This is a genomic window from Microcoleus sp. A006_D1, from assembly GCF_036702805.1.
Classification (GTDB): Bacteria; Cyanobacteriota; Cyanobacteriia; order Cyanobacteriales; family Microcoleaceae; genus Microcoleus.
On record NZ_JAUBVZ010000020.1, the window covers coordinates 95,719 to 107,756 of the forward strand.

At 49.0% G+C, this 12,038-nt stretch carries 10 protein-coding genes, 1 pseudogene and 1 riboswitch; of the genes and pseudogenes, 8 read left to right on the forward strand and 3 right to left on the reverse strand.

Annotated features, from left to right (window positions below; translation table 11 throughout):
- Positions 1-65: 65 nt before the first annotated feature.
- The gene (locus QUB68_RS26185; protein WP_332997838.1) at positions 66-236 is read right to left on the reverse strand and encodes a hypothetical protein; all 171 of its coding nucleotides are present in this window, start codon (positions 234-236) and stop codon (positions 66-68) included.
- Between the two features lie 71 nt (positions 237-307).
- Between QUB68_RS26185 and QUB68_RS26190 the strand changes: the two genes are divergently transcribed.
- The 4 genes from QUB68_RS26190 (at position 308) to QUB68_RS26205 (ending at position 6,494) form a co-directional block, all read left to right on the forward strand.
- Entirely contained in the window at positions 308-1,201 is an 894-nt protein-coding gene (locus tag QUB68_RS26190; RefSeq protein WP_332997839.1) for a cyanophycinase, read from the forward strand.
- A 318-nt stretch (positions 1,202-1,519) separates the two neighbouring features.
- Complete coding sequence (cphA, locus tag QUB68_RS26195) at positions 1,520-4,231, forward strand: cyanophycin synthetase (protein WP_332997840.1); 2,712 nt, start codon at positions 1,520-1,522, stop codon at positions 4,229-4,231.
- Positions 4,232-4,898: 667 nt separating this feature from the next.
- Positions 4,899-5,837: a trypsin-like serine peptidase gene (locus QUB68_RS26200; protein ID WP_332997841.1), complete on the forward strand. Its 939-nt coding sequence runs from the start codon at positions 4,899-4,901 to the stop codon at positions 5,835-5,837.
- A 420-nt stretch (positions 5,838-6,257) separates the two neighbouring features.
- Positions 6,258-6,494, forward strand: coding sequence for a hypothetical protein (locus QUB68_RS26205; RefSeq protein ID WP_332997842.1), 237 nt, complete (start codon positions 6,258-6,260; stop codon positions 6,492-6,494).
- Positions 6,495-6,730: 236 nt separating this feature from the next.
- Here the strand turns inward: QUB68_RS26205 and cbiE are convergent, their stop codons facing one another.
- Together cbiE and QUB68_RS26215 are read right to left on the reverse strand one after the other, a co-directional pair.
- Entirely contained in the window at positions 6,731-7,942 is a 1,212-nt protein-coding gene (cbiE, locus tag QUB68_RS26210; RefSeq protein ID WP_332997843.1) for a precorrin-6y C5,15-methyltransferase (decarboxylating) subunit CbiE, read from the reverse strand.
- Positions 7,942-8,481: a GNAT family N-acetyltransferase gene (locus tag QUB68_RS26215; protein ID WP_332997844.1), complete on the reverse strand. Its 540-nt coding sequence runs from the start codon at positions 8,479-8,481 to the stop codon at positions 7,942-7,944. The genes cbiE and QUB68_RS26215 overlap by 1 nt, the downstream gene beginning before the upstream one ends.
- Positions 8,482-8,563: 82 nt before the next feature.
- Positions 8,564-8,643: riboswitch (adenosylcobalamin-variant (AdoCbl-variant) riboswitch) on the forward strand.
- A gap of 56 nt (positions 8,644-8,699) precedes the next feature.
- Here QUB68_RS26215 and cobG point away from each other — a divergent pair.
- From cobG to QUB68_RS26235, 4 genes and pseudogenes are all read left to right on the forward strand, one after another.
- Positions 8,700-10,145, forward strand: coding sequence for a precorrin-3B synthase (gene cobG, locus QUB68_RS26220; protein ID WP_332997845.1), 1,446 nt, complete (start codon positions 8,700-8,702; stop codon positions 10,143-10,145).
- Between the two features lie 50 nt (positions 10,146-10,195).
- A complete protein-coding gene (locus QUB68_RS26225; protein WP_332997846.1) occupies positions 10,196-10,825 on the forward strand; it encodes a precorrin-8X methylmutase in 630 nt (209 codons plus the stop codon).
- Positions 10,822-11,532 carry a precorrin-2 C(20)-methyltransferase gene (locus QUB68_RS26230; RefSeq protein ID WP_332997847.1) on the forward strand — a complete coding sequence of 237 codons (711 nt, stop codon included), beginning with the start codon at positions 10,822-10,824 and terminating at the stop codon, positions 11,530-11,532. Before QUB68_RS26225 ends, QUB68_RS26230 begins: the two co-directional genes overlap by 4 nt.
- A 360-nt stretch (positions 11,533-11,892) precedes the next feature.
- Positions 11,893-12,038: pseudogene (locus tag QUB68_RS26235) on the forward strand (photosystem II q(b) protein); the annotation flags it as partial.

A 12,038-nucleotide genomic window follows, 5' to 3' on the forward strand; every position in this document is an offset into this window, starting at 1 on the left:
TCACCTCTAGTTTGACTCTTAGAGGGATATCCGTTTTCAGTAATTGCATTATTTTTTATAATTTCTTATAATTTGTGAGCATTTTTGCAAGTAAAATCCTCTTCCTTTGTCTGCTGGCCACTTTTGTTGTACAAAAACAATCTGTTCTCACGCCAGTGGCTGCGAGTAAACTTGCTCAAATAACTGCGGATCGGGCGATCGGCCTTAGCACTTCGCTCGCCAGAAAAAATATTCACTCTTAAAAAGCCCCATTGTACTCACAGCCACGGCAAAATTGAATTTCACATCCCACAGAGGAAGACACACCATGCAGCAGTTGACATCTCAAGCCCTCGAACACAATATTCCCCAGCGCACAAAAACCTCGATTATGGTCATCGGGGGAGCCGAAGACAAAGTTCACGGGCGAGAGATTCTGAATACCTTTTTTTGCCGTGCTGGGGGTACAAACGCTCGGCTGGCGATCGTCCCCTGCGCCTCGCGAGATCCCGAAGGAATTAGCAACCGCTACCGCACCATATTTGACGAAATGGGCGTTAGCGCCGTCAAAGTCATGGATATCCGCGAACGCGAACAAGGCGAAAACCCAGTCTGGAAAGATTACTTAGAAGACTGTACCGGAGTATTCATCACAGGCGGCGACCAACTGCGACTCTGTGGGCTGCTGGCGGACACCCCGCTGATGGAAAAAATTCGCGAATATGCTCTCTCGGGCAAGATTACCCTCGCCGGCACCAGCGCGGGTGCTGCGGTGATGGGATATCACATGATTGCAGGCGGCGGGAGCGGGGCGTCACCCAACCGTTCTTTAGTAGACATGGCAAACGGACTTAACATTATTCCCGAGATCATCGTAGACCAGCATTTTCACAACCGAAACCGCATGGCTCGCTTGCTGTCTGCTGTTGCTTCTCATCCCGATCGCCTCGCGATTGGTATTGACGAAGATACCTGCGCCTTGTTTGAGGGAGATGATACTATGAAAGTCCTCGGTAAAGGCACTGTAACTATTGTTGATTCTAGGGACAACTTTTATACCAATGAGTCTCTAATAGGAGCGACAGAACCCTTGAGTTTGTTCAATATGCGCTTGCACGTCCTGTGTCACGGAGATTGCTACAATATGCCCCAAGGCAAACCGATGCCATCGTTAGCGTGTTCCGAGTCTGGCTGGCCCTCAGAATGCCGCACAGCTAACTAACGCAGAAGATTTATAGTCATTGATTCGGCAGAAAATCGGAGGGCGGCATTCCGGCCGAATCATGGATATCACAAGAGGAGAGATTTTTAACCAGCAGGGGGCTGACGCCATTCGGCAGAAGCACAGAAAATTTACCTTCTGCCTTGTACTTGTTTCTAGCCGATCGCTGGGGCATGAATTTTCAACGCTGGCGACCCATAACTGTAAATTCAATGCCAAACTGTTCGCAGCGAACAGTCGATCGAGCAATCTAGCTCCAAATTGAATAAATGCTGCAATTATCTATAAGATTTAGCGACCCATACCCCTCTTACTGTCATGAAAATACTTAAAATCCAGACCTTACGCGGCCCCAACTACTGGAGCATCCGACGCCAAAAACTCGTCCTGATGCGTCTGGATTTAGAAGAGTTGGCAGATAAAACCACAGCGCAAATTCCTGGCTTCTACGAAGGATTGACCGCCGCGCTGCCGAGTTTGAACGAGCATTATTGTTCTCCCGGCCATCGGGGAGGCTTCCTGCAACGTGTTAGAGAAGGCACAATGATGGGACACGTAATCGAACACGTAGCCCTAGAACTTCAGCAAATGGCAGGAATGCCGGTCGGGTTCGGTCGAACCCGCGAGACTGCCACCCCAGGCACTTACCAAGTAGTAATCGAGTATCAAAACGAACAAGCAGGTCGCTATGCAACCCGCGCGGGCGTGCGGATGTGCCAGAGCATTGCCGATACTGGCAGTTATCCAGCAGCAGAATTAGTCCAAGATTTGAGAGACCTCAAAGAGTTTGCTTTGTCGGCAGCCCTCGGGCCGAGCACGGAAACACTGATCAAGGAAGCAGAAGCTCGCGGCATTCCCTGGATACCGTTGAGCGCCCGGTTTATGATTCAACTCGGCTACGGGGTGCACCAAAAGCGGATTCAGGCAACTCTGAGCAACCGCACCGGAGTTTTGGGGGTAGAACTGGCCTGCGATAAGGAAGGTACAAAAAATATCCTGGGCGCTGCCGGGGTACCGGTTCCCAGAGGGACGGTGATTAATTATATGGACGAACTGCGCGGGGCGATAGATGATGTGGGCGGTTATCCGATCGTCCTGAAACCGCTAGATGGCAACCACGGCCGCGGAATTACGATCGACATCAACTCCTGGGAAGTAGCAGAAGAAGCCTACGACTTAGCCAGCGCAGCATCGAAAACCAAAAACGTCATTGTCGAGCGCTATTACACCGGCCGCGACCACAGAGTATTAGTAGTCAACGGGCAAGTCGTAGCAGTCGCCGAACGAGTCCCCGCTAACGTCGTGGGCAACGGCAGGTCTACAGTAGAACAGCTCGTTGAAGAAGTAAACCGCGATCCCCAGCGGGGAGACGGACACGATAACGTGCTCACCCGGATCACGATCGACAAATTGACCCTCGATTTGCTGCAAAAACAAGGCTACGCCATGGACTCGGTATTGCCCGCCGGCAAAAGAGTCTTCTTGCGCGCGACAGCCAACTTGAGCACCGGTGGCATTGCAGTCGATCGCACCGACGAAATCCACCCCGAAAACGTCTGGCTGTTTTCCAGAGTCGCCAAAATTATCGGCTTGGACATCGCGGGCATTGACGTAGTAACATCCGACATTTCCCAACCCCTGCGCGATACGAACGGAGTCATCGTCGAAGTCAACGCAGCACCGGGTTTCAGAATGCACGTCGCGCCGAGTCAGGGTTTGCCCCGCAACGTCGCCGGCGCAGTCTTCGATATGCTATTCCCATCGCCTCAACCCAGCCGAGTGCCGATTTTAGCGGTGACGGGAACCAACGGCAAAACTACAACCACTCGCCTGCTGGCCCACATTGTCAAGCAGACTGGTCAAGTTACGGGCTACACGACGACAGACGGCACTTACATCGGCGATTATTTGGTCGATAGCGGAGATAATACTGGGCCGCAGAGCGCTCAGTTGATTTTGTCCGATCCGACGGTGGAAGTGGCGGTGCTGGAAACGGCGAGAGGCGGAATTTTGCGATCGGGCTTGGGATTCGATCAGTGCGATGTGGGCGTCGTCTTGAACGTCGCAGCCGATCACTTGGGCATCGGCGACATCGAAACCGTGGAACAACTAGCCAAGCTCAAGAGCGTTCTCGTGGAGTCGGTAATGCCCAAAGGCTATGCAGTTTTGAACGCAGACGACCCGCTGGTAGCACAAATGGCGCAGCGTGTCAAGGCTCAAATTGCATACTTTTCGATGAACCCGGACAACGAACTGGTTGCCAAACATACCGCTGCGGGCGGGCTGTCTGCGATTTACGAAAATGGGTATTTGTCGATTTTGAAAGGCGATTGGACGCTGAGAATTGAGCAGGCTGTGAATGTGCCGCTGACGATGGGCGCGCGCGCGCCGTTTATGATTGCTAATGCTTTAGCGGCTTGTTTGGCGGCTTTTGCCCAAGGAGTGAAAATAGAAGACATTCGATCGGCTTTGTCAAGCTTCCAAGCATCCGTCGGTCAAACTCCCGGACGCATGAACTTGTTTAATTTGGGCAGCTATCACGCTTTGCTCGACTACGCCCACAACCCCCACAGCTACAAAGCTTTGGGCAGTTTCGTGCTGAATTGGCCGGGAATGCGGATTGGGGTAGTTGGTGCCCCGGGCGATCGGCGAGATGAAGATTTTGTCACCCTGGGCAAACTTTCGGCCGATATGTTCGATCGAATTATTGTCAAAGAAGACCTTGACAGACGCGGCCGAGAACCCGGTGTGGTGGCAAAGTTAATTTGCCAAGGGATTGCAGAGGCTATTGCCGCACGCACCCCAGATCAATCCAAAGTTCAATACGAGTTGATTCTCGACGAAACAACCGCTGTTAACAAGGCTTTAGATGAAGCGCCGAAGGGCAGTTTGGTGGTAATTTTACCGGAAGGTGTCACTAAAGCTCTGGCTTTAATTGAAGCCCGGAAACCGATTCAGGAATCTGTGGTAAATGCTACTATTGTCGATCGATCTTTGGAGTCGCGGGACAGTTTGAAAACTTCGGTGTAAATCAAGGCTAAACTCTGAAGTCTCATTGAATTAATAGGTTGGGTTTAATTGTGTTAAACCCAACCTTTTTGTTGCCAAATTGATTTAGTCCTCCGATTAGAATAATTTTCAGGTAAATCAAATACAAAAAATCGGTTTCGCTCCGACAGTGTTGCCCCGCAAAAGCCCACCCTTCCGGGTTTCATATCTGTACTAAATCGACCTGCTGTACATACTACATATTAGCGAGCCAGGGCAAACGCATCTAAATTCTGTAAGCCCTACCGAGTAGAGATTTCAACTTTCTGCAACACAGATCGACAATGGCTCAAACCTCGATCTAGCAAGCATCATCAACATAATAAGATGCGTTTGCCCTGATTAGCCTGCGAGATGCTCGCACATCGAAAGTCAATCCAAAACTTAGGATCGCGAATTAAATAATTTACACAAGTTTGTGGGGTGTCCCGCCCGCCCACCCTTTCTGGACGGGCGGGACGCCCATCCCACAAGAAGCATAAAAATTATAAGCTATTTAATTTTCATTCCTTAGATACTCCAAGTTTGTTGCAATATCTTCATAATTCTCTACGCGGATCGTCGTATTGCTCTCAAAGTTTATTTTAAGGAGGATTAGATCAAATAACGCAGATAAGACACCCAATGTCTTATTCAGAAGGAGATTAATATGTCGAAGCATGAAAGCATCTCATCAGAGAGTATACAGAACTTAGAACAAGAAGGACACGAAGCAGTTTCAAGTGAGCCTGAGTCACAAAAACCCGCAGATGTCCTATCAGTCGCCGATTTCGCAGGAACTGCTAGTAAAGGTGAGATAGAATCCGTTGCTGGTTTCAATCCATCTGCTGCATTAAAAGATGGCATTGAAGCACAGGAAGTAGCAATTACCAAAGAACTTGAAGAATTGCAAGATGCTGCTACGTTGGAATTTCTAGAGCCAGAAACAGTCTGTGGTCAAGACGATCGAGCTCGAATTTCACCTGCTACTAATATCCCTTGGCGATGGATATGCCAACTGATTATCACATTCCCTAATGGTCAGTTTATTGGCACAGGATGGTTTATTGGCCCGCGAACCGTCATGACAGCAGGACACTGCGTTTACAGCAAAGGTGCTGGAGGATGGGCGCAGAAGATTGAAGTCATTCCTGGTATGGACAGTTCTAGTCGTCCCTTCGGATCGCAGGTTGGTACTTCCTTCCGCAGTTCAAAAGGCTGGACAGACAGCGCCGATCCTAACTATGATTATGGAGCGATCATTCTCCCAAATAATGACCTAGGTAATCGGGTTGGCTACTTTGGGTTCGCTACTTTATCAGACAGTGAACTCAAAAACCTCACAGTCAATAATTCTGGCTATCCAGGTGACAAACCATTTGGAACCCAATGGTTTAATGCTGGTATTACCACTCAAGTTACCGATCGTAAAATCTATTACATGATTGACACGTATGGTGGACAAAGTGGTAGCCCAGTATGGCGTTTCCTGAATGGCCAGCGACACGGGATTGGCATCCATGCCTATGGTGGCTGTCCTAACTCGGCAACTAGGATTATTAAACCAGTATTTGACAATATGCTGGCTTGGCGAAATCTCGGTTTCTAATGGCAAACTTGATGCGCGGCAAGCTATCAAAACTAGCTGATGGATTCCTGATTCATTATGGATGTAGGAATTTCAGATTCCCAGTCTGGAGTAAGAAAACGTTCTGTTAGCAGTTTAATAGACTTGTCGCAAAATACAGGAGTTGTTAGATTGATGGAGTACATTCCCAATAGTTGGACGTTAATACGAGCAAGCTTTTGGGAATTTCACCAGCCTTCGATAGGAGCGCGATCGGCTGTAACTGGAGTATGCTATGGATCAAACAAAGGTAGGTAGATTTTCGACACAGCGATCGCTAGTTTGAGCATAGTTGATTGATTTCGCGATCGTTTTACTGGTAACTTGTATGAGTCACTCCCACGACAAATCAACCCTACCTTCAGCAGTTAGGACTCACAAAAAGTATCTACTCAAAAAGCTATGGAAATTGAAGGCAAGATTGTGACGGTTATGGAAAGCTGGCCTTTGCAGTTGACTGTTCAGACTCAAACCGGGTTCTATGATGTCGTACTTCGCTTAGATACTCAAATTACTCAGAATGAACGAATAGTTGATCCAGGTAGCTTACATCCTGATTTACAAGTTAGGATACGAGGTCAAGTTTCTAGTTCAAATCCTCTGGCTATGAATGCTCAGATGATCGAAGTTCTGCAATAGATATTTCCAATAACTCCCAAACTCTATCCCAGCTTAATTTCTGGCTGTCGCCTGCATGGCCGACAACCAGAAACCAACGCTGATATAGCGAGTTTAAATCAATTCTACAATTCAGGTGCAGCCCTAAAAAAAGCAAGCATAAATGATCGGTAAGGCTGGAAAATAATTTTTGAAATTAACGCTATTAGATAATAACGTTAATTGTTGGTACAACTCATTGAGACACGATATAAGTCCTAGGAAGTTTTAACTACCGCCCACTGAGTAATCGGTGCTAGCGGTTTCCACCCGAGAAAAGAGCCGATCGCCCCAGCGCGCTGAATCCCAATTCTAATCAATTCGCCACCGTAAATATTGTGCCACTGTAAAACCTTCATTTCGCTTTCAATAGTCACCGCGTTTACAACTAATCTGCCGCCCTCACCTAAAGCCTTCCAACAAGTTTCCAGCAAAGCCTCTGCGGTGACACCGCCGCCGATGAAAATTGCATCCGGTGGCGGCAAATTTGCCAAAGCTTCCGGCGCGTCTCCCGCCACGATTTTGAGTTCTGGAACACCCAAATTAGAGGCATTTTCGGCAATATATTCCAGTCTAGTTGGGTGACGTTCGATCGCGATCGCCCGACAACTCCGATGACTCCGCATCCACTCAATCGCGATCGAACCACAGCCCGCCCCCACATCCCACAGCAACTCCCCCGGAATCGGCGCTAACGCAGACAGCGTAACGGCTCTAACCTCCCGTTTCGTCAACTGTCCATCGTGGCGATAGGCTGCATCCGGTAAGCCGGAGGTACGGGGAATCAGCAGAGTTTCGCGATCGGCTGTAACGGCAATGGCGATCGTATTCAAATCCACCAAATCCGCTGCATTCCAAGCTGCTGCCACCCCATCGAGCCGCCGTTCCGCCTCCGACCCCATCCGCTCGAACACGGTCATCAAACTGCTGCCAAACCCCCGCTGTGTCAACAATTCGGCGACCTTTCCCGGCGTGTGTCGATCGGCACTCAACACCAGCAAGCGCGCGCCGGGAGAGAAAGCAAGGGCGATCGAGGCGATCGGGCGATTTGTCAAACTGAAAGTCTCAACATCCGCCAGCGGCCAACCCAAACGGGCGCAAGCCAGACTAAAAGCCGATGCTGCGGGAATCACAGTCATTTCAGAAATGGGAATCCGGCGCGATAGCGTGACACCAATTCCGTGACACATCGGATCACCACTGGCGAGCACGCAAACAGTCTCCCCGCGACGGCTGATGATGCTGTCAACTGTTGTTTGTAGTGGTGAAGCCCAAACCAATCGTTCGCGGGTGTCCTCGGTGGGTAGCATTGCGAGGTGACGCGCGCCACCGACAATGATTTTAGATCGATCGAGTAGCGATCGGGCGATCTCGCTCAATCCCGAAAGTCCGTCTTCCCCAATTCCCACCACCGAAAGCCATTTGTGCATCAGACACCTGCTAATTTCGACTTATCAAGTCTAAAGAATAATATGGGATTTTCATGCACAATTCTTTCTTCTACTTGCCTCATGCTGAGTCTTTCTGCTACCTTTTGCGAATCGGTGTTTGGGCGATTCCCTACGGGATAGCTTCGCTTCACGCAGCTTGCGACAAGATACTCAAAGCCAAGTTCATCAAAACAATACTCTATTATTTTTGTTGCAGCTTCAGTAGCGTAGCCTTTTTTAGTTGCTGTTGGCAGCAATGCGTAAACTAACTGGGGCTGTTCTTCATCAAAAAAATACCACAAACCCACAAATCCAATGACTTCTTTCTCGGTGTTTGTCTCGATCAACCAAAGACCGAATTTCTTTTCTGCAAAAAGCTTTTGATTCTCGCCAAGCATTTCTTCTACTTGTTGCAGCGACCAGATTTCGCCGTCACATAGATATCTCCTCACATAGGAATCAGTGAAAATTCTGTGGAGCGTGTTGAGGTCGCTATCCAAAATCGGTTTTAAAACCAATCTCTGAGTTCTAAGTATCATGAGTATTATTTTCTTTGGATTATGGGGCATTTGTTAAGAAAGTTGAGAATTTTGGCTGCGGGCGATCGACTTGTGATATATTTCTTAAACCTGAAAGCGGGAAAGTCCGGTGTAATTCCGGCGCTGTGCCGCAACTGTGAGAGTCAGAATGCCGATTTCGGGGCGCGTTTGGCGCGTTTACTTTTGGATTCCCTGCGTCGCACGGGGAAGGAGATTATTTGTTAGCTTTGACTGATTTACCAACTTGTCCGGGTTTATTTTACGGTTCCCGAGCCCGAGACGGAATATTGTCGAGGATGCGGATTCCGGGGGGAATTTTAAATGTACAGCAGTGTTGGACGATCGCCAATTTAGTCGATCGCTACAGTACCGGTTGGTTGCAAGTCACAAATCGGGCAAATTTGCAAATCCGAGAATTGCATTCGGAAATTGCCCCGTCAACTTGGCAAGAATTGCAAGAATTGGGATTAGCATCTCGCCGCGTTGAAGTTGACCCGATTCGCAATATGATGGCAAGTCCGACAGCAGGAATCGATCGCCAGCAGTTACTCGATACTCGCCCGCTAGTTGCAGCTTGGGATGATTACCTGCAAACCCATCCCGAATTATCGGAACTTTCCGCTAAATTTAGCATTGGATTTGACGGTGGCGAAGCGGTTTCGATCCGCAATCTACGGAACGATATTTTATTAGCAGCAGAAAGGAACTCGACCAACTCCGAAATAGTTTTTAGGCTGTATTTGAACGGCGATACAAGAATTATCATCGAACAATCGCAATGTATTTCAGTATTAGCAGCCTTAACTAACGCATATGTGGAATACACCAAAAAGTTGCCGCGAATTGATGGCAAAAAACCGCGCTTGCGGCACCTGCTAGCAGATTGGGGCGCTGAAAGTTATCTAGAAGAAGTAGAGAAAAATTTACCGTTTGCATTGCGGCGAAGTTCGATCGAGCTTTCTGAAAGGGCGATCGCACCCAACGGCAATCTCGGCATTCATCCCCAACGACAGTCCGATTTCTCCTACATCGGCATTGCACTGCCCCTAGGTAGGCTAGAATCAAAGCAACTGCGAAATTTGGCAAATTTAGCCCAAAATCTAGCTAGCGGTACTCTGAGACTTACGCCGTGGCAAAATCTGGTGATTTCCGACATCCCCAACTCCCAGATTTTTGAGGTCAAACAGCAAATCGCCGATATAGGATTGCACTCATCCGCAACTCGCCTAGATTCGTGCTTAGTTGCGTGTGCCGGCAGCAGCGGCTGTGCGTCAGCGACGACAGATACTCAAAGTCACGCCCTAGCAATGGCGAGGGATTTAGCGCAAAAACTGACGATCGAGCGATCGATAAACATCCATTTCAGCGGCTGCGAAAAGTCCTGCGCCCAACACCAGCCAATTGACATCACCCTAGTAGGAATTCAGATTAGACAAGGAAACGAGACGATCGCAGGTTACAACATTTTTGCAGGTAAAAAAGACTTGCCCTTTGGACGACAAATCTTCCCGACTGTGACTGTGGTTGAGATGCCCGCTGCGATCGAGCGAATGCTGCGGGTGTATCAGCAATTGCGAGAACCTTCGGAGTCATTGGGCGAATTTTGCGATCGGCAGGCGATCGACAAATTACAACAATGGTTCAATCTTAATAAATCAGAATAAAAATTCAAATAACAAATAACAAATAACAAATAACAAGTAACCAATAACCAATGATTGACTACATCCGAGACGGAACAGAAATCTACACCAAATCCTTCGCCACAATCCGCGCCGAAGCAGACTTATCAAACCTACCCCCAGACTTAGAAACAGTCGCAGTACGACTAATTCACAGTTGCGGAATGATCGACATCGTTACAGACTTAGCAGCTTCCCCCGATGCCGCCACCCACGGGCGCAAAGCCCTCGCAGCAGGCGCGCCGATTCTGTGCGATGCCCGGATGGTAGCCGAAGGCATTACCCGCAAACGGCTACCCGCCGACAATCCAGTGATTTGTACCCTCTGGCATCCCGAAGTCCCCGAGTTGGCGCGCCAAATCGGCAATACTCGATCGGCAGCAGCACTAGATTTATGGCTAGATAACTTAGATGGTGCAGTTGTGGCGATCGGCAATGCCCCGACTGCTTTATTCCGACTGCTGGAAATGCTGGATGCCGGAGCCCCCAAACCGGCGTTAATTCTGGGTTTCCCGGTAGGATTTGTGGGGGCGGCTGAATCCAAAGCCGAACTCGCTGCCAACAGTCGGGGAGTGCCATTTATCGCGCTGCACGGGCGGCGGGGCGGCAGTGCAATGGCAACGGCGGCCGTGAATGCGTTAGCTCAAGAGGACGAACTATGACTAAGACTACTGGTAAATTGTACGGATTGGGCATCGGCCCTGGCGATCCAGAATTGATAACTTTGAAAGCTTATCGGATTTTGCAATCGGTGCCGGTGATTGCGTATCCGGCGATGGAAAATGGTAAGGTGCTGGCGCGGGCGATCGTTGCAGATTACCTGCGCCCGGAGCAAATTGAGATTCCGATGCCACTGCCTTTTAGTCCCACGCGATCGTCTCAACCTTATTACGATATTGCTGCTGAGAAAATTGCCGCCCACCTCAGCGAGGGCCGGGATGTGGCGGTTTTGTGCGAGGGGGAGCCTTTTCTCTACGGCACGTTTATGTATTTGTTCAACCGGTTGTCGGGAAAATTTACTACCGAAGTTGTGCCGGGAATTTCTTCGACTATGGCGAGTGCTGCTGCGCTGGGAGTGCCGCTGACTTACCGTAACGATGTGTTGAGCATTATGCCTGCGACGCTGGATGCTGAGGTTTTGCGCGATCGGCTGGCGGTTGTGGATGCTGCTGTGATTATTAAGCTGGGGAGGCACTTTGCGAAAGTCCGAGACGTGCTGATCGAGTTGGGACAGTTCGATCGCGCACTATATATAGAACGCGCAACTATGCCTAATCAGTGCATTAGGGCGATCGCAGAAGTCGATCCGGCCCAGGTTCCCTATTGGGCCCTCGTGATGATACCCAGCCAGCAAAAGTCTGTATCTTGACCTTACTTCAAGACGGATAATTGCTTCTAGACAGGAGCCGTGGATCTCAAACAAAGTTTACAAACCAGAGAGAGCCCCCACATTCATCTGTGCAGTCAATCTCAAATCTCCCATCTCTCATCTAAAATCAACTGACTATCCTGTGCCTGAAAGCTGCGCGCTTCCAGGCTTCCCCTTTTATAGTCAATTCTTTGCTGTTTATCAGCAATTCTTACAACTTATAAGTTAAACTTATAGTTTCCATCAGTTAATCTGTTGTTACATCTCTTTACAAGGCTGAGAATATGCTTTATGTTATTTACATGGCGGAACACAAAGCCGTCACGAACATTGAAAAATACATAACGCAATCATAAAACCATGACAGCAACCTTACAGCAGCGCGAAAGCGCCAATCTGTGGTCGCAGTTTTGCAACTGGGTCACTTCGACCGACAACCGCCTCTATGTAGGCTGGTTCGGCGTCTTGATGATTCCTACCTTGCTCACTGCTACTATCTGCTACGT

Bases quoted from the DNA above. Each gene is read 5' to 3' on its own strand.
- QUB68_RS26200 (WP_332997841.1), top strand. From the start codon at position 4,899: ATGTCGAAGCATGAAAGCATCTCATCAGAGAGTATACAGAACTTAGAA.
- QUB68_RS26225 (WP_332997846.1), top strand. From the start codon at position 10,196: ATGATTGACTACATCCGAGACGGAACAGAAATCTACACCAAATCCTTC.
- cbiE (WP_332997843.1), bottom strand. From the start codon at position 7,942: ATGCACAAATGGCTTTCGGTGGTGGGAATTGGGGAAGACGGACTTTCG.
- cphA (WP_332997840.1), top strand. From the start codon at position 1,520: ATGAAAATACTTAAAATCCAGACCTTACGCGGCCCCAACTACTGGAGC.
- QUB68_RS26215 (WP_332997844.1), bottom strand. From the start codon at position 8,481: ATGATACTTAGAACTCAGAGATTGGTTTTAAAACCGATTTTGGATAGC.
- QUB68_RS26230 (WP_332997847.1), top strand. From the start codon at position 10,822: ATGACTAAGACTACTGGTAAATTGTACGGATTGGGCATCGGCCCTGGC.
- QUB68_RS26205 (WP_332997842.1), top strand. From the start codon at position 6,258: ATGGAAATTGAAGGCAAGATTGTGACGGTTATGGAAAGCTGGCCTTTG.
- QUB68_RS26190 (WP_332997839.1), top strand. From the start codon at position 308: ATGCAGCAGTTGACATCTCAAGCCCTCGAACACAATATTCCCCAGCGC.